Genomic DNA, 16,158 nt, shown 5'->3' on the forward strand with positions numbered 1-16,158 from the left:
AAAGTTCCCAAACGTAATAGATTATTCATTTTGTCGTGTAGGTAACTGGCGTAGTTCCCATTGGTGCTGCCACATTTTCTTTAGTTGCTATTTATAGGTAGAGCTCATTTCTTCCTAATCGAAACGCCAAATGGACTTGTGTTTTCCTAATGATTTACAGTTTATAACGAATTGGTAAATTTTAGGCGAACAGGAGAACCGTCCCCCTGTTTCAATCCATTAACAATGAAGATAACAGTGCTGATAGTTGCTCTCCCATATATTCTGGTGTTTTTGTCATATCTTTTTGTAACCAATTATGAATGACTCCTAGGTGTGCATGGGCGGCAAAATCGATTAGAATTTCTTTATCTGGCTTTTGCTTTTTATTCTGTTTCGGCAGCTTATTATATTCTTGTAAATAGTAATCTTTGATCACTTCTATAAATTTTGTATAGAAATAGGGCCCACCTTTAAAACTGAGTATCGGTTTATAGAATGAAGAATGCTCTTGGAAATGTTTGAAAATTAAAACATAGGTATTACTCTCAAAATCCTCCGTTTCCTTTTTTATCAGGTCTTTTTCTAGACTTGATCGCTTAATCTTAGAAGTTAATTCATGTAAAAGCTCTTCCACGTATTTTTCAAAAAGGTCAAATTTGTCCTGGTAGTGTAAATAGAATGTCCCTCTATTAATATCCGCTCTCTCTGTAATATCAATGACATTAATATCCCAAAAGTTTTTCTCATTTAGTAATTCAATAAAGGCTTTTTTAATGGTTTTCCTTGTTTTTTGAATACGTCGATCCTCTTTTTTTTCCATGTACAAACCTCCAAGATTCATTTTTATCATTTGTTTTTATTAAACAATTTTGAGCAATGTGTTGAATAATGGTCAAATTTAAAAAACTGATTATTGAAATTATTCCGTGTACACGCTTAACATATTAATTATACAAATTGTTCATTTATTAACATACTGTCCATTATCACGGGCTGTTTTTCCTATGGGGACAATTTGTAAAAACCTTAAAATGAGGAGGAGTTCGATGAAAGCTGTATTACCATTTGAACATGTACGGGCAACTTTTGGTGAAGGTCCTTTGTGGGATGATGAAAACCAATGTTTATTCTGGGTTGATAATGCAGAAAATAAAATAAGAGAATTTCATCCTAAAACCAATCAAGCTACATTCTATCAATTACAAAAATCCCCGATGTCTCTCGCTAAATACTCAAAAGACGAACTCATTGTTATCATGAAAGATGGGTTTTACCTTTATCATTTAAAACAAAGAACATTGAAAGAACTTCTAAAGCCCAACGATTTAAATGAAAAACTACTTTTAAACGATGCTAAATGCGACCCTCAAGGAAGGCTTTGGGCTGGTTCCGTTAATGATGATTTTAGAGTTTATAAAGAAAGTCAAGATTCCCTTCATACTGAATTCCACGGACAAATCGCAAGTCTTTACCGTTTAGAGAAGAACCTGGATATTAAAATAGCAAAAGATAAAGTCACCCTCTCCAACGGGCTTGACTGGGATCCCGTTCGAAATATCATGTATTATATTGATTCCGCTAATCAAGAAGTCGCTCAATTTGATTATGATCCGAAAACGGGTGAAATCTCGAACGAGCAGATCGTTTATCGATTTAAAGAATCCGATGGTTTACCAGACGGAATGACAATTGACCAAGAAGGGATGCTATGGGTTGCCCTTTTCAAAGGGGGAGTCGTGGCAAAAATTGATCCGTTCCAAAAAGAATGGGTGGATAGCCTAACGTTACCAACTAAGAATGTGACCTCTTGTGCATTTGGTGGGGAAGACTTACGAACTTTATTTATTACAACCTCAGCTGAACCTTTATCTGAAAGTGAAAGAAGCCAACAACCAACAGCAGGCTGTCTATTCTCGGCACAATTAGAAGTTGGTGGATATAAAACAACGAGATTCCAAGGCTATTTAAAAGAAGTAATTCATAAATAATGATCTTGGAATTTTAAATAGTAAACTTTTACATACCCGTATAATTGTTTATCCATTTCACAATTATACGGGTAAAGGGTTTATGGAGAATTAGTGCACAATCAACAAATCTAAAAATCTATATTTTCATTACCCTATGATTATAGAGGTACACTTAATAACTTCTGAGGTGGAAATAAAATTGACAAACTCTAAATTGTTTACAAAAGATTTTATTCTGGTTTTTTTAGCCAATTGTTTTGTATCTTTAACCTTTTATTTATTAATGACAACATTGGCCGCCTATGCGATTGAGCAGTTCCGCGCATCCGAAAGCATAGCGGGTCTTGCTTCTAGTATTTTTATCATTGGTGCTCTATTTGCACGATTAGTAACGGGAAAATATCTTGAGGTAATTGGACGTAAAAAAGTCATTTATGTCAGCTTGGCTTTGTTTTTAATAGCTGCTTTTCTCTATTTTCCTATTCAAGGTTTAAGTCTCTTGCTTTTCGTTCGCTTTATTCACGGAGTTGCCTTTGGAGCCGCTACTACGGCGATGACTACTGCAGTAATGGACATGATTCCAGATTCTCGGCGGGGGGAAGGCACTGGTTATTTTGCTTTAAGCACGACCATTGCAACCGCAGTGGGTCCATTTTTAGGTCTTTTTATTATTCAAAATGCGGACTATGACATGATATTTACTGCTTGTACAGCTTTTTCTGTATTAAGTTTACTGATTGTACTGTTCGCAAAGATCCCTAAGGCTGACATTACAGAAGAACAACTAGAATCCATGAAAAAAGGGGTGAGATTACAAGATTTCTTTGAAAAAAAAGCTGTACCCATTTCGGTTCTTTTAATTGTAATGGGGATTAGCTATTCAAGCATCATATCTTTTATGAATTTATATGCAATTGAAATCCAACTCGAAGAAGCTGCTAGTCTCTTCTTCCTTGTATATGCAGTATTTCTTTTTATTTCACGACCGATTGCTGGAAGGCTACAGGACACCAGGGGAGATAATTTTATTATGTATCCAGCCATCCTTCTCTTTTCAATATGCTTACTATTGATTGGGGTCACACAGAACGGCTTTATTCTTCTTCTAGCCGGGATTCTGCTAGCGGCTGGCTATGGAACGATCGTATCCGCTGCTCAAGCGATTGCGGTAAAAGAGGCGCCCAGACATCGAGTGGGATTAGCAACCTCGACCTTCTTCATTTTTATGGATGGGGGAATGGGATTGGGTCCCTTTATCATTGGTGTGATTGTTCCGTATGTTGGGTTCCGGGGAATGTATCTAACCTTAGCCGTACTTGTTTTCTTATCGTTGGCTTTGTATTATTTTTTACACGGAAAAAAGGCTTCCTTAAGAAAACAAAATACATTGGTAGCTTAAAATAAAGAGTCGGTAGTCCATCTTGATGACTATCGACTTTTTATATAAAGCATGGGAGTAATTAACCCGCTTCAACCCTAACCGTATCTTTCCAGCCTATTTTACTTGGATCTTGGCCGAGGACGGGATTTTTTCAAAATCAAAAGCTCAAACCGCTCTAACCAAGTTTTTCAGATTGTTGCATGTCACGGTTGTGAGTATTTTTTTCGTTGCTTTTATTTTTTAATATTCTTCATCCATCAAATCATTTCATATAAGCCTTAATAATACATCCAGACTTAAATGGGTTATTTTGTTACAAACTAAGACCAAAAGAGATTCATATTTGGGGTGATAACATGAATCGTGTTGGAAAATATGCAAGTGAAAAAGATATGGATGAAACGGAATTGTTAAAAATGGTGCTTGAGCTTCCAGAAAAGGATAAAATGTTAATGTGGTCAGAGGGATATATCGACGTTGTTATTGAAAAATTACCGAAGTATGGTCAGGATATTTTGGTGAATCGCAAAGAAAAATGGGAAGATACGAAAGGCTATTACCAAGACAAGCTTAACAACATCCTATCAATGGAAGAAATGAAAATGAAAATGAAGAGCGAACGAAAGGAGTTCGCTCTTTTTGTCATGGAGAACTATAAAGAGTTACAATCTTTACTCTTCTTGTGTTATGACGGGAATTTAAAAGACATTGATTTAAGAAAATTCGTTTACCGTAGAAGATACGGAACGAGAAAAAATTATTTAAAATAATTTTTGCGCTAACTGCATGCCTGTCCTTTAAGAAGGAGTAGCACTCTATTTTATTGGGCTCCCAGATTGTTTAATAACAAGAGGTCGGAATGTTACAATTAAAATATATTAGAATTAGTCTATTCATTAGGGGGAATTGTGTTGAGGGAGAAAAAACCAAAATTAGCATTGACGGGTGCAATAGTTCTTTTAGGTGTATGCATATTATTTTCTGCGTTTACTATTTCGAGTGCTATTAGATATTCGACAAATGATGGTGGTACAAAATCGGGAGAACAATATAGATATGATTTTATTTCAGCTAATGAACAAAATGTAATTATATTTGATAAGAAAACTGGTGAATATTGGAGAAAGTATATTGAACCAAACCAAGGACCAACTGATTGGGAAAAGCAACCTTCACCAGTGGCACAATGATAATTGAAAGTAGAGAAGTATAGACGGCATTAATCACATTTTATTAAAAAAAGGGCGCTATCCTCAAACAAGGATAAGTGCTCATTTTCATTTTAGGACCATAATCTTGAATAATTATACCGAAAGGATTGTGAAAAAATGTACTTAATCTAACGGGCAGTTTAGTGCAAGAAGGATAAAGTGTTCTTATGGTAAAATACAGGTAGAAAATTGTTTAGGTTTTGTTCAACAAACGGACCATTTAAGGGAGTAAGAATAGTTTAACTAACGATTGAGAATGGAGAGAGCAGGTGGTTTAATTGTTTAAGGCAACTGTATATTTGGTACACGGATTGATATTCATATTGGTAGCTCTTATTGGTATAGGTCCAATGTTTAGCATTGCTGCACCAGACCCAGACCGAGACCCAATTTATAATTGGGGTTGGGGTTCAATGATTGGAATTTTTATAATTCTTGTGTTGGTATCTGCTTTTGTACAGTTAAGGATAAAAAAAGTTTGGGTGTTTTTAATATCCGTAATAGGCTTGATTGCTTTCTTTATTCTTACTTTACAATACATATACCCTTTCGTTTTGAATTTATTTTTAGAATGAACAAGGAACAACTGTTTAATTAACGGGTGCTTATCTTAAAGAAGGATATGCACTCTATCTTTTTGAATTTATTAAAAGGGCAGTAGATTGAAGAGTGGTGTTTATCATTGCTAAACAATTGGGCCAGATTGTGGTACAAGGAAGAATGAAAATATGAACGAAAGGGATGGATTTTTTATGTTATGGATTGCTACACAAGATAATAAAAGTTTGATGAATGTAAAAGAGGTTACTGTAGACGGGAAAAAGATAGAAGGTGTTATCGGCAGTGATTCTATGAATCACTGGAGTAAAGTTTTGGGGAAGTACGAATCAAATGAAAGAGCATTAGAAATCCTTGACGAAATTTTTACGAAGATTGAAGAAAACAGTGGTATTTCTGTGGCATACACTATGCCTAAAAAGTAAGTATCGAATTGTTCAATTAAAGGAGCAGGTTAGTGTAAAAGGAAATTCTTTATTAATTGAGTTAAAATGATGATAAACATAGAGTATTTAGGGGATTTTGAAAGGGGCTATATGTTTTGGATTTATTTGAAGAGATTATTATAAATGACATTGAACAAGATCCAATAATTAAAATTAGAGAAAATAATGAACATCCCAAGGTGGTATATGAGAAGTTAGACATTGATGAACTTTCTGGACAGGAAATTTCATCAATTGCTCAATATTTATTAGCTCCCTTTATTTTAGTCAGTTCAAATGGAATGTTGGAGATTCCGATAAAGGATGACAGAACTCTCGATATAACCATCAAAGAAATAGCCCCTCACTTTAAAAAAGTTGTAAAAAGCACAATCGATGAAAAACAAGTATTAATTAGGTTGCAAAATGTTAGAGAGAGTTCAAAAATGCATTTTTTGAATCTGAGAGAAGATCGCTAGGTTAATGTCATTGTGGACGATTATTCAGAAGGAACCTCAAACTGGGGAGAAATATTCACATCAAAAGAATATAGAGTTAATCTCGATTTTGTAAGAAAAACAACTAATCACGATATTTTATCAATGTGGGATTTTTTTGAACATACTTTCGTGCAAGCATACGGAGGTATGGCTATATTACCAAGTGGATGGTTATTTGATGAATCCTTTAAAGAAAGGGTAGCAATTCAGTCTTTTGCAAGTGTTTGTAATGAAATGACCGTCACAGTTAATAGTGATAATAATATGATTACTTCTGTTCTAATAAGTTAAAAAGTTTTCTTTTTCAACTAAAGGGTAGGTTTATAATAAAATTGGAAAAGATTATATGAACTTTAAATGATAAAATGAAACTATATATTAAGATTTTAATTGCTTAGCGTTAAACAAAATTGTTGATTTTTAGATAGTTGGATTGAGGTGACGCATATATGAGTAATGAAGCACAAGAATATGAATACAGCGATGATGAAATCTTAGATAAAGCAATTGAGTTAATTAAAAAAGGAAGCACGGAGGAAGAAGCACGAAGGAAGTTTAGGTTGTCAGAGGATGATATGGATTTGATTGATTTTGTTATTAACGAATTATAATCACTCAAGATTGCAATATGGGGTTGCTGCGGCAATCCTTTTTCTTAGGAGGAACGGTAAATATGGAAAAGGTAATATGGATAGATATTAATAAACCGATAACCTGCTCATTTTACCTATTAATCCTTTCGTATTCATTAATAAAAAAATCTAATTCCTCACTAGCTTGAATAGTTAATTGATGATTTAAACCCATTTTCTGTGCTATTTCGATAAGTTCGTTCCTTAAGTATTCTATGTACACTCGAAGCTTAAATGGGCCTAGAATAAGCGGTTCTCTATCCATATAGTCCACCTCTTTTGGAAAAATTAGTAAAATAACAAAATCTATTTTATCAATAGCTTCTAATGATTTCAAAAGATTATTTCGATAGATATCTATCGATACTCAAATTAGAGAGTTCATAGAAAATCCTTTTCGTGATTAACGAACAGTACGAGTAAATTGTGAAAAAATGCACTTATACTAACGGGTGCATTACCTTAAGATTTAACTGTCAATGACAGCTTTTTTTACTAGAGATAGTGGAGTAACAGGACACATTCCACTGTATTTATATAAAGTAGTATAAAAACAAGATAATAAAAAAAGGCTGTAATTTGCAGCCTTTATATTAAGAGCATTCATCACAGCAATAAACTTTATGACCTTTTATATCCTTTTCTACATAAATGAAATAAGGTACTTCTTGGTCAATTGGAAGACCACAGTGTATACAAAAAATGATGTCTTCACAAGGTTGATTGCATTGTTCGTCCATCATATTACCTCCTACATATTTATTGATTTTAAATTCATTACATTTAGAGTGACTCAGTAAAAAAGAGAAAAGGAGAAGGCTTATATACCACTAACTGCTTTTATTTTTTCTCAAGTAATTACGAATGCTTATTAGACTTTCATTAGTTGTAATTTAAAAAGTAAGGAGGAACCGATACAAATATGTTATTTCAGAAGATGAAGTTGAATTGGGTAGAGCTTTGAATAATGAATTAATTTATAAATTAGTTATTAGAAATATTAATAATATTAAACGATAAAGTTTAAAATAAAGGTTGTCCTAAATTTCTACGTTTTAAATAATAAAGGATTTTATATTAGTTATGATTAATATTAATTTATGCAAATAAAAGAGAAAGGAATTTGCGTATACCTAATTTTTCCACTTTTGATTACTGGTGAAAATATTGCGAAAAATTACACTTAAATGATTGGACAGTTAGTTGAATAACTGAAAATTTGAATCTAAAAGGGGGATTTGACCGTATACATAATATTTTGTTTATTTTGAGGTGTATTATGGATAATTCTAATAAGATAGCTATTATCGGAGGGACGGGAAAGGTTGGACGTCATATTGCTTCAAGAGCGTTAGAGAAGGAGTATCAAGTTCGTATGCTTGTAAGAAATCAGCAAAGTTAACTTTCAGAGACGATAGAATTGAGGTAGTACAAGGGAATGTAGAAAATGTGGAGGATATTCAAAAACTACTAAAAGATTGTCAAATAGTTATAAATACTTTTGGTCAATCAATCAAAGAGAAACTGATTTATAGCAGAATAACTGAAAAAATACTTGAGGTAATGACTGATTTACAAATTAATCGTTATATTGGTGTTACGGGTGGTTCTCTAACTATTACTGGGGATAATTAATAGAGTTGGGGAGAAGATGTTTGAAATCATCTACTCTAATATGATAATAGATAAGAAAAAAGAATGGCATATTCTTAACCGAAATAAACTAATTAAATGGACTCTAATTAGGCTTCCATTTATAGTCGATGGCTCAGAAAAAATGATTCATAAAAGAGAATCTTACAGATATGCCGGGGACAAAAATAACTAATAGAGATATAGCGATTTTTATCATTAACCAAATTGAAAATCTAAATTATGTACATAAAGCACCGTTTATATCAAATTAATATTAATTGTCCTCTTCAACTATCGGGCAGTTTTCTTGAAGAAGGAGAAGTTCCCTTTTTGTTGAAGTTATAGTAAGCGAATCAATACTTTTTAGTGATTAGGACAATACGGGAGGGAGTTAGGGGGATTAAATGAAGAATAAAACTAATCTGAAAACTATAAACTGGAGTATTTTAATAATAGTTGTATTAACGGCGGTTATTACTGCAATTATCACCCTATATGACCTATACAATACACCTGCCTTTGGTGAAGATGCACAGTCTCGTGCGGGATTCCGATGGGGGACACTCCATATTATGATCTCGATCGCCATACTCATCATATCCGTTTTTTTAGCAATTGGTTGGAAACGTTTATTCCCGTTTAACGTTCCTATTTCTATCATTCTGGTTGGTTTTTGTTATGTATTATTTTTTCTTACATTCACGATTGGATGGGTCGGTTTACAGGGCATGCTTGGCTTCCTGATCGCTTTCCTAATAGGGGTGATTTTAATCATTTCTTATTCAATTTCTTTTCTTATTCAACGTCGCAATGCTGCCAATAAAAGGTAACCGACATCCAGTTGAAAACATAAATACAAATAAGGCTTTTTCCATTGGCGTGTAGCAAGCTTCGCGTAAGTGTTCAAGACCATCGAAAAAGTGATTTCATCAAGCGTATACGATGAGCCAGACTTGAAGGTTTTAAGTTTTCACTAGACTTTGCTAAATATTCCTCTAAGTGAGTTGTGGGGATTAATTCAATTTTTACATCATCAAAATATAGATTGAGTAGTATAGATTGAAGTCGATAAGCTTTCAAGTCTGTGGAAAGAAACCCTAGATCCGTTTAGCAGATTCATATTTTTCCCAAGCTCTTGATAATAGCAACATACATCTCTCCCTTAAATTATTATTTTAAAGGAATTATTGAAGCATTAATGGAAATTGAAATGATAAGGTTATTCAACTATAGGGCAGTTTAGTTAAAGAAGCACTATAGCTCTTATTCAACAATCGGGCCATTTTATTGAATAAACTCAACTGCCTATTCAGCATTAAAAGCCATCCTCTTTCTATAAATAGAGTATGGGCTTTAATAAACGTTATTTATGATTTTTCTAATAAAACCTCCGATTTTTTACTTAACGTTGTAAATTCGTATTTATCTTAACTCTTACATAGAAAAGCTTTGTTTATCAATGTTTTATTTATTGTAGACATTGTAAACAATGTTTTTTTCCTGATGCTATCCCTATATGGTGTTGCGTTGTAAAATCCTCAATTTGTTTTTTTTTAAAAGAATAATTTTTATTTTAATGCAAATGATAGTAATTACAAATAACTATTTTAAAGGAGGAGAATCTTTTGTATAAATACTTATTGACTTTTTTGTCAGTTATTTTGTCAGTAGGAATACTCTCAGCCTGTAACAGTGCTGATGAAAATGAGCCAGACCCATCAGAAGAGCCTTCTGAACAGCACGAGCAACAACGCCAAGAGGATGCTAACGATAACGAACCAGATCCAACAGAAGAACCTTCTGAACAGCAGCAACAAGAAAACGAGCAGAATGAAGAGGATAAGTAATTAATTTTTTTCATATGTATTACGTATGATTTCTTGTTCCACGATCGGACTTTTCTTTAATAAGAAAAAGTCCTTTTGTAATGCTCCAACACATTAAGTTATTTATCTTGTTACGGTAGAGAAAAGATTGTGAAGATTTCCACTTATATTATAGGGTAGCAAGAGTAGAACAACAAACGCCCAGAATTAGCTTCTGAGCGTCTAGTAAAATTTAAATATTAACCTTATGAATTGATGTAATTTAAAATAAGATAGCATCCAGTGAATATTGTCCTGCACCAGAAAGAGCTAGAGCAATCACTACGACTAATATTGTTAGACAATATTCATATCCATTTTGAGTAAGCCAGTAACCATTTGGTCCGTGGACTTTCAAAATGGCTACTATCATGGCCCCGGCAATTAGAATGCTTGCAAGTGGAGTGAGCAATCCAAGCGTAAGCAATGTCCCACCTACGAATTCTGAAAATCCAGCCATTAATGCCATTGTTACACCTGGCTTAATTCCAATAGATTCAAAATATCCTCCGGTTCCCTTTAATCCACCGCCACCGAATGAACCAAATAACTTTTGGGCACCGTGAGCCATAAATGACAAACCAATGACTAAACGTATTAATAATAAAGCTAAATCTAACATTTTTCCTCTCCCCAGTTGATCTTATTAAAGGTGAAAAACACAACTTACCTATACCTATTTATCAATTTTTAAAAAACTTTATCTTTCTGGATTTAAAAATGCCCCTTCATGGTAATCACGATAAGCCTGTCTTATTTCTTCTTCTGTATTCATTACAAAAGGTCCTTGAGCTACCACTGGCTCTTTAAGAGGCTCACCTGCAAAAAGAATAAGGCGTAATTTTTCATTTGCAGAAACACGAATACCACTCATTTTTAACTCGTCTGCTGAACCTAACCAAATTGCTTGACCCTTTTTAGCTTCTACTTTATTCTCTCCGAATGTTCCACTACCTTCTAATACATAGATAAAGCCGTTATAGCTTCCTGGGAGATCTTGAATAATGGAAGATCCACTCTCCAAAACCATTTCTACAAAGGTGACAGGTGCATAATTCAAGGTATTAGATACAACATCACCTGACGAACCTGAATATACTCGAATTAATGCACCATCCTCTTGACGAACAGGCATGTCTTTGGCGTGCATATTTTGGTAACGAGGTTTGACCATTTTATATTTGCGAGGAAGGTTCACCCAAAGTTGAAGAAGATGGACTTTCTCTCCATCGGCTGGAGATTCATTATGGACAACCCCAGACCCCGCAGTCATAAATTGTAAATCTCCTTTTTCTAGCCTTCCACCTGCTCCAGTCGCACTATCGTAATGATTTATATTTCCATCAATAATAAATGTAATCGTCTCCATTCCACGATGAGGGTGTACGTCGAAGGCTCCCTTTTCAAATTTATCTTCCATTAATAATAAAAACGGATCATAGTCTTTCCAAGGTCCTGGTGGAAGAACTGGACCTGCAGTATGAATAGGGCTGATTTTTTGTTCGTTTACAGTCCATATTTTTTTTATTTCACGAAGTTTCATATTTTCTTTTTCCATTTTTTCATCTCCTTTGTTAAACTTAGATTCATAATAAATCATTATAATCAATTTTGTAAGTATGCACTTCAAAGTGATATAGTATACAAAAGGATACTAATGGAGGTTATGATGAAAATACAACCTGAATACTGTAAAGTACACGGAGCACTTTCAATTTTAGTAGGGAAATGGAAACCTATCATCTTACTATACCTAATGTCAGAGGGGACCATGCGATACGGTGAATTAAAAAAAGCACTGGTGGATATTACGCCCAAAATGCTAACGAATCAATTAAGAGAATTAGAAGAGGAGGGACTTATAAACCGTGTAGTTTACCCGGAAGTTCCGCCAAAAGTTGAGTATTCAATAACTGAATATGGAATGACATTGAAGCCCATTTTGGAAGCAATGCATGAGTGGGGCACGAAGCATATATTGAGAAAATCGGAGAGTGTAAAACATTAATGGTTCTATTTGAAGTTGTGGTTAGACCTTTTGCATATATACTAAATTTTCTTCTTTAACTTAAGGGAAGCATGGGGTCAGTCCCCCGATAAAGTAAAGGATTACCGTAGCGGGGGACTGACCCCATTTTTGAACAATTAGACCTTTAGAAGAGAGCTGAACCAACAAGAAATAGAATTATTGAGGCTTATGAAGTGTGTCAAAGCATTTTATTTTGATTATAGCAATGAAATGAATCACCATTTGGCGATGAATTATTTGACTAAGTTTTTAATGTTTTTAATGATATTTAAAAGTTAGTAGTACACTAATAAAGAAATAAGGTTTACTTCGGTAAAATAAGGTATATTATATTTGAAAAGATTTTCTTTATAGACAAGAAAAGTGGGTGAACAAAGTGGGAAAATATCAATTGGATTCCAAAGGTCAGGTAGCTGTGACGAAGTTTCATGAAAAACAGACGCCTGCCAAATTTGATAAAAAGCAGCAACTTGAAAAAATGCGTGCGGAGTATTTGAAAAAGAAGCAAAAACAAACAGACAAATAAGATGAACGAAAACATAGGAAGACTAAAATCTCCCTATGTTTTTCTTATTCGAGGTTCTTTTTTCAATTGCGATAGTTAAGAAACATTGTATTCATATTCATCGTAAGAACTAATATAGAATCATTTAATTAAATTGGAAAAATACACCTCGATTAAATAAACTGCAATCGATTAAATTGTTGATATATCAATGTTTATAACTTGTTTTTTGATGAATTTATAAACTAAGTTACGTTTTTGATTACATTTTTCCCGATTTTCTGTATATGGTGCAAACAAACACAAGAAAATAGGTAAGTTATTCATCGTTCAAATATATACAGGCTATTTTTTCAAACCTCTTACTTATGCAACTAACGCATGCTTTAGTAAAAAATTCAAGGGACATTTTTGTATCTCTATCGCATTTTTCACTATTCAGCACTCGGGCGCTTTAATTGAATAAGACTCCCAAACAAAACTGGATATTTAAAAGTAGCGTGAAATTTTAAATAATACACTTAAACTAAAGGAGCGGGTTAGTGAAAGAGGGAATTTTCAAATCTTTACTTGAATATATTTTAGGAAAAGAATTTAGATGGAGGGCGTTTATGGCTTTCGTTTCGATCTATACTGTTGGTAGGCTAAAGTATCCCTATGATCACCCCACCTCTCGTGAATTTTATGAAATGGGATATAAGGTAATGCGTCAGGCACATGTTTCAGGACACCTTATTAAGGAGTTTTCATCAGATGGAGTGCCTTTCCCCGAAGAAGCTAAAGGGGAAGGTTACCCAGTTATGACCCTAACAGTATGGAAAAGCCTTCAATCCTTATATAGATTTACTTATTCAGGCAAGCATATCCAAGCGTTGCGAAATAGGAGCAGATGGGTGGAGCCTTATCAAGAGAAACACATTTCATATATAGTGTGGTGGACAGAGAAGGTGAAGGATGTTTCTTGGGAAGAGGCTTTCAAGAGATATAAAGATTATATTCAACATGGATCTACTCCTTTTGCATTTGATTTTAAGCATGCATTTGATGAAAAAGGGGAGACGTTCTTGATTGAATAGCAGGGGACCCTTAAAATAAAATTGGAAATTTGTTCATTTTAATCAATGATGACGTTAAGTAATAATACTCCCTGTTATAGGATTTTATCGCCATAATTATTTTTTGGATAGAAATTGTGAGATATTACACTTAAACAGGAACGCTATTTCTTATTGAAGTAACGGGGCAGAATAGTTAAACAAGAAATTCGTCCATATGGTAAAATATGGTGATATATATTTGAAATGACCACAAAGGAGGAACAATGAATATGCCCTCATCTGAACCGGAGTTTACTATTACCCGCACCTTGAATGCGTGCCGCAAGCTCGTGTGGCGCGACTGGACGGAGTAGAAGGAACTCGCCGACTGGTTGCCTTCGACACCTTTAGAGACCATCTCCTTCGATGTTCGCGAAGGTGGACGCTACCGCTACACGATGGTCAACATCGAGACAGGCGAGGAGTTTCCCACCGGAGGTGTGTTTCTCGAGGTCGTACCTTTCGAGCGGCTCGTCTTCACCTGGGGATACCCTGATGCTCCCATTGAGAAATCCCCTGTCGTGACCCTAACCCTCACCGCACACGGCGACCGCACCGAGATAATTTTCCACCTGCGTGGATTCGCTGGTTACCCCGGCGACCAGTACGTGTACGACGGCTGGTCCGATGCGCTCGACATGATTGTGAAAAAATATACTTAAACAAACAGGTGCCATACTTCAAGAAAGGAAGTTTGGCACTTCTTATTGAAGTAAGGGCAGGTTAATTCAATAATAAAGCGATAGTTAGGTAAAGGAATAATCATCTTTAAAAGAGAACTTTATACATAAAATATAATTTCAGGAGTGGTAAAATGCCTTTTATTACTGTCAAAATGGCTAAAGGTAGAACAATTGAACAAAAACAGCAATTCGTCGATGCTATTACCAAAGAAGCAGTAAAAACTTTAAACGTTAAAAAGGAATGGATAACTGTAGTATTTGATGAATATGAACGGGAAAATTGGGCTACTGATGGACAGTTACATTCAATAAAATTTGGTGATGGTTTTGGAAAACAAGGAACAGAATAAACATTTCTTATTCAACTATAGGATGCATTTCTTAAAAAAGGGGGGTGGGAGAATGTGACAGTATCTTGGAACTTGAATAAAACCTCAATTAATTTACCATACTCATATGAAAGTTTAGTTGAGTTATTAACTCGTATATCTAAAAATGTAAATAATTTCTCCCACTATGATTTTGCTAAGTGGTGCGATAATTTTACAATGGTCTTTGATGAAGCTAAATTATCACCAATCGTTGAAATTGCAGTTACTGTCGCACGGAATATAGAATGTCAATGGGATTTATTTTTGGTTAATTCCTATTCATTAAAAGACTTGGAGAATATAGACTTATAAAAGGTAAAATTACCTCAAGAGTGGTATGTACAGTGGCTAGAGGAATTAAATGAGAGGTAAATAATGAACCTGCTTGTTCCACTAATGGGTGTAATAGTACAAGTACAAGAATGGATTGCTGCGGCGATCTTTTTTTTTATTCGACTAAACCAGCTAATAGTTTGTCAATATTTTTCATTAAAAACTTAAAATCATCCATGCTATACTAAAAAAGGGTATACCAAATAGCCTTCCGTTTTCTAACAAATGGAAGGTTTTGTGTTATTTAGTCAGATATAGGTTTTAAGCTATATCCTGGAAAGTTGTTTTGTTCTTTAAAAGGGCATAAATCCAATGTAAGAGCTTATTTACACAAGCAATCATAGCTACTTTAAAAGGCTTTCCTTCTCCACGTTTTTTGTCATAGAACTCACGCATTCTTTTATTGCGAGGAATGATTTTATCAGTCGTTTTCTTCTTGCGACAATCACGAATGGAACAACGAACTGCCATATATAAGGCATGACGAAGCCTACTAGGTCCTCGTTTTGTAATGCGATTTTTAGTGGCTGTAAACTTTCCTGATTCGAAGACACTAGGATCAACTCCAGCGAAGGCTATGAGCTTTTTAGGATTGTTAAATCGATCTATCTCACCGATTTCAGAAATAATCGTTGTCGCGATCTTTTCTCCAATACCAGGGATAGATTTGATGATATTATATTCTTCAATTTCTTTTGCGAGGGCGTCTATCTCTGTCTCTAACTTTGATAGATGCTCTTTGTACTGAAGAAGAATATTTATATACATACCTAGACTTAAAATATGACTCTGGTAAATTGTCTTTTCAAAAGGGTCATGTTTGAGAAAGAACCGCAGAAGGTGTTGTTGTGACCACGGATTACGTTGCATGGTTGGGCTACGAAGAGGGCGACGGAATAAAAGATATTGACAGTCATCTCATATTATTGAGGTGGCTGTTTTTTTGAAGCAGGAGGGGCGTTCTGGTGTTTTCATGCAAAA

24 protein-coding genes and 1 pseudogene are annotated in these 16,158 nt (G+C 34.4%); 19 read left to right on the forward strand and 6 right to left on the reverse strand.

The annotated features are described in order from the left end of the window. Positions 1 to 211: 211 nt before the first annotated feature. Positions 212 to 802, reverse strand: coding sequence for a TetR/AcrR family transcriptional regulator C-terminal domain-containing protein (locus Q5760_RS10480; RefSeq protein WP_428912126.1), 591 nt, complete (start codon positions 800 to 802; stop codon positions 212 to 214). Between the two features lie 226 nt (positions 803 to 1,028). On the opposite strand from Q5760_RS10480, the gene Q5760_RS10485 reads away from it, so the two are divergent. The 9 genes from Q5760_RS10485 to Q5760_RS10525 all read left to right on the forward strand — a co-directional run bounded on the left by Q5760_RS10485 (position 1,029) and on the right by Q5760_RS10525 (position 6,638). Then, positions 1,029 to 1,970 (forward strand): SMP-30/gluconolactonase/LRE family protein, encoded by a 942-nt coding sequence (locus tag Q5760_RS10485; protein WP_428912127.1) that lies wholly within the window; start codon positions 1,029 to 1,031, stop codon positions 1,968 to 1,970. Positions 1,971 to 2,151: 181 nt separating this feature from the next. Beyond that, positions 2,152 to 3,351, forward strand: a complete 1,200-nt coding sequence (locus tag Q5760_RS10490; RefSeq protein WP_428912128.1) for an MFS transporter — start codon at positions 2,152 to 2,154, stop codon at positions 3,349 to 3,351. 338 nt (positions 3,352 to 3,689) lie between these two features. Beyond that, positions 3,690 to 4,103, forward strand: a complete 414-nt coding sequence (locus tag Q5760_RS10495) for a hypothetical protein (RefSeq protein WP_428912129.1) — start codon at positions 3,690 to 3,692, stop codon at positions 4,101 to 4,103. A 138-nt stretch (positions 4,104 to 4,241) separates the two neighbouring features. Continuing rightward, a complete protein-coding gene (locus Q5760_RS10500; protein ID WP_428912130.1) occupies positions 4,242 to 4,523 on the forward strand; it encodes a hypothetical protein in 282 nt (93 codons plus the stop codon). Between the two features lie 299 nt (positions 4,524 to 4,822). Beyond that, positions 4,823 to 5,119 (forward strand): hypothetical protein, encoded by a 297-nt coding sequence (locus Q5760_RS10505; protein ID WP_428912131.1) that lies wholly within the window; start codon positions 4,823 to 4,825, stop codon positions 5,117 to 5,119. A gap of 153 nt (positions 5,120 to 5,272) precedes the next feature. Continuing rightward, positions 5,273 to 5,527 carry a hypothetical protein gene (locus tag Q5760_RS10510; RefSeq protein ID WP_428912132.1) on the forward strand — a complete coding sequence of 85 codons (255 nt, stop codon included), beginning with the start codon at positions 5,273 to 5,275 and terminating at the stop codon, positions 5,525 to 5,527. 116 nt (positions 5,528 to 5,643) lie between these two features. Beyond that, entirely contained in the window at positions 5,644 to 6,006 is a 363-nt protein-coding gene (locus Q5760_RS10515) for a hypothetical protein (protein WP_428912133.1), read from the forward strand. Between the two features lie 12 nt (positions 6,007 to 6,018). Next, a complete protein-coding gene (locus Q5760_RS10520; protein WP_428912134.1) occupies positions 6,019 to 6,318 on the forward strand; it encodes a hypothetical protein in 300 nt (99 codons plus the stop codon). Between the two features lie 158 nt (positions 6,319 to 6,476). Continuing rightward, positions 6,477 to 6,638: a hypothetical protein gene (locus Q5760_RS10525; RefSeq protein ID WP_428912135.1), complete on the forward strand. Its 162-nt coding sequence runs from the start codon at positions 6,477 to 6,479 to the stop codon at positions 6,636 to 6,638. Between the two features lie 112 nt (positions 6,639 to 6,750). Here Q5760_RS10525 and Q5760_RS10530 read toward each other — a convergent pair whose 3' ends face one another. Both Q5760_RS10530 and Q5760_RS10535 read right to left on the reverse strand, forming a co-directional pair. Next, the gene (locus Q5760_RS10530; protein WP_428912136.1) at positions 6,751 to 6,924 is read right to left on the reverse strand and encodes a Spo0E family sporulation regulatory protein-aspartic acid phosphatase; all 174 of its coding nucleotides are present in this window, start codon (positions 6,922 to 6,924) and stop codon (positions 6,751 to 6,753) included. A gap of 328 nt (positions 6,925 to 7,252) precedes the next feature. Continuing rightward, positions 7,253 to 7,399: a hypothetical protein gene (locus Q5760_RS10535; protein ID WP_428912137.1), complete on the reverse strand. Its 147-nt coding sequence runs from the start codon at positions 7,397 to 7,399 to the stop codon at positions 7,253 to 7,255. Between the two features lie 539 nt (positions 7,400 to 7,938). Here Q5760_RS10535 and Q5760_RS10540 point away from each other — a divergent pair. From Q5760_RS10540 to Q5760_RS10555, 4 genes are all read left to right on the forward strand, one after another. Further along, positions 7,939 to 8,061: an NmrA family NAD(P)-binding protein gene (locus tag Q5760_RS10540; protein ID WP_428912138.1), complete on the forward strand. Its 123-nt coding sequence runs from the start codon at positions 7,939 to 7,941 to the stop codon at positions 8,059 to 8,061. Between the two features lie 17 nt (positions 8,062 to 8,078). Beyond that, a complete protein-coding gene (locus tag Q5760_RS10545; protein ID WP_428912545.1) occupies positions 8,079 to 8,294 on the forward strand; it encodes an NAD(P)H-binding protein in 216 nt (71 codons plus the stop codon). A gap of 404 nt (positions 8,295 to 8,698) precedes the next feature. After that, positions 8,699 to 9,124, forward strand: coding sequence for an RND transporter (locus Q5760_RS10550; RefSeq protein WP_428912139.1), 426 nt, complete (start codon positions 8,699 to 8,701; stop codon positions 9,122 to 9,124). A gap of 795 nt (positions 9,125 to 9,919) precedes the next feature. Next, positions 9,920 to 10,141, forward strand: a complete 222-nt coding sequence (locus tag Q5760_RS10555) for a hypothetical protein (protein WP_428912140.1) — start codon at positions 9,920 to 9,922, stop codon at positions 10,139 to 10,141. Positions 10,142 to 10,382: 241 nt separating this feature from the next. Here Q5760_RS10555 and Q5760_RS10560 read toward each other — a convergent pair whose 3' ends face one another. Continuing rightward, positions 10,383 to 10,781, reverse strand: coding sequence for a DoxX family protein (locus Q5760_RS10560; RefSeq protein WP_428912141.1), 399 nt, complete (start codon positions 10,779 to 10,781; stop codon positions 10,383 to 10,385). A 78-nt stretch (positions 10,782 to 10,859) separates the two neighbouring features. Next, a complete protein-coding gene (locus Q5760_RS10565; RefSeq protein ID WP_428912142.1) occupies positions 10,860 to 11,717 on the reverse strand; it encodes a pirin family protein in 858 nt (285 codons plus the stop codon). Between the two features lie 111 nt (positions 11,718 to 11,828). Here Q5760_RS10565 and Q5760_RS10570 point away from each other — a divergent pair, with 111 nt between their 5' ends. From Q5760_RS10570 to Q5760_RS10595, 6 genes are all read left to right on the forward strand, one after another. Continuing rightward, positions 11,829 to 12,167, forward strand: coding sequence for a winged helix-turn-helix transcriptional regulator (locus Q5760_RS10570; protein WP_428912143.1), 339 nt, complete (start codon positions 11,829 to 11,831; stop codon positions 12,165 to 12,167). A gap of 397 nt (positions 12,168 to 12,564) precedes the next feature. After that, the gene (locus Q5760_RS10575; protein ID WP_173068464.1) at positions 12,565 to 12,714 is read left to right on the forward strand and encodes a hypothetical protein; all 150 of its coding nucleotides are present in this window, start codon (positions 12,565 to 12,567) and stop codon (positions 12,712 to 12,714) included. A 590-nt stretch (positions 12,715 to 13,304) separates the two neighbouring features. Continuing rightward, the gene (locus Q5760_RS10580; RefSeq protein WP_428912144.1) at positions 13,305 to 13,769 is read left to right on the forward strand and encodes a DUF3291 domain-containing protein; all 465 of its coding nucleotides are present in this window, start codon (positions 13,305 to 13,307) and stop codon (positions 13,767 to 13,769) included. A gap of 353 nt (positions 13,770 to 14,122) precedes the next feature. Next, positions 14,123 to 14,452 carry an SRPBCC family protein gene (locus Q5760_RS10585; protein WP_428912145.1) on the forward strand — a complete coding sequence of 110 codons (330 nt, stop codon included), beginning with the start codon at positions 14,123 to 14,125 and terminating at the stop codon, positions 14,450 to 14,452. Positions 14,453 to 14,604: 152 nt separating this feature from the next. Continuing rightward, positions 14,605 to 14,823 carry a tautomerase family protein gene (locus Q5760_RS10590; RefSeq protein WP_428912146.1) on the forward strand — a complete coding sequence of 73 codons (219 nt, stop codon included), beginning with the start codon at positions 14,605 to 14,607 and terminating at the stop codon, positions 14,821 to 14,823. Positions 14,824 to 14,877: 54 nt separating this feature from the next. After that, the gene (locus tag Q5760_RS10595) at positions 14,878 to 15,156 is read left to right on the forward strand and encodes a hypothetical protein (protein ID WP_428912147.1); all 279 of its coding nucleotides are present in this window, start codon (positions 14,878 to 14,880) and stop codon (positions 15,154 to 15,156) included. A gap of 282 nt (positions 15,157 to 15,438) precedes the next feature. Here Q5760_RS10595 and Q5760_RS10600 read toward each other — a convergent pair. Further along, a pseudogene (locus tag Q5760_RS10600) lies at positions 15,439 to 15,993 on the reverse strand (IS110 family transposase); the annotation flags it as partial. Positions 15,994 to 16,158: the final 165 nt, after the last annotated feature.

This window comes from Niallia sp. Kr1, from assembly GCF_050389805.1.
Lineage (GTDB): Bacteria > Bacillota > Bacilli > Bacillales > Cytobacillaceae > Bacillus_BD.

Excerpts from the sequence above, each read along its gene's own strand:
- Q5760_RS10485 (WP_428912127.1), top strand. The coding sequence starts at position 1,029 with ATGAAAGCTGTATTACCATTTGAACATGTACGGGCAACTTTTGGTGAA.
- Q5760_RS10535 (WP_428912137.1), bottom strand. The coding sequence starts at position 7,399 with ATGGACGAACAATGCAATCAACCTTGTGAAGACATCATTTTTTGTATA.
- Q5760_RS10525 (WP_428912135.1), top strand. The coding sequence starts at position 6,477 with ATGAGTAATGAAGCACAAGAATATGAATACAGCGATGATGAAATCTTA.
- Q5760_RS10590 (WP_428912146.1), top strand. The coding sequence starts at position 14,605 with ATGCCTTTTATTACTGTCAAAATGGCTAAAGGTAGAACAATTGAACAA.
- Q5760_RS10570 (WP_428912143.1), top strand. The coding sequence starts at position 11,829 with ATGAAAATACAACCTGAATACTGTAAAGTACACGGAGCACTTTCAATT.
- Q5760_RS10550 (WP_428912139.1), top strand. The coding sequence starts at position 8,699 with ATGAAGAATAAAACTAATCTGAAAACTATAAACTGGAGTATTTTAATA.
- Q5760_RS10540 (WP_428912138.1), top strand. The coding sequence starts at position 7,939 with ATGGATAATTCTAATAAGATAGCTATTATCGGAGGGACGGGAAAGGTT.
- Q5760_RS10565 (WP_428912142.1), bottom strand. The coding sequence starts at position 11,717 with ATGGAAAAAGAAAATATGAAACTTCGTGAAATAAAAAAAATATGGACT.
- Q5760_RS10495 (WP_428912129.1), top strand. The coding sequence starts at position 3,690 with ATGAATCGTGTTGGAAAATATGCAAGTGAAAAAGATATGGATGAAACG.
- Q5760_RS10480 (WP_428912126.1), bottom strand. The coding sequence starts at position 802 with ATGGAAAAAAAAGAGGATCGACGTATTCAAAAAACAAGGAAAACCATT.
- Q5760_RS10530 (WP_428912136.1), bottom strand. The coding sequence starts at position 6,924 with ATGGATAGAGAACCGCTTATTCTAGGCCCATTTAAGCTTCGAGTGTAC.
- Q5760_RS10560 (WP_428912141.1), bottom strand. The coding sequence starts at position 10,781 with ATGTTAGATTTAGCTTTATTATTAATACGTTTAGTCATTGGTTTGTCA.
- Q5760_RS10510 (WP_428912132.1), top strand. The coding sequence starts at position 5,273 with ATGAACGAAAGGGATGGATTTTTTATGTTATGGATTGCTACACAAGAT.
- Q5760_RS10580 (WP_428912144.1), top strand. The coding sequence starts at position 13,305 with ATGGCTTTCGTTTCGATCTATACTGTTGGTAGGCTAAAGTATCCCTAT.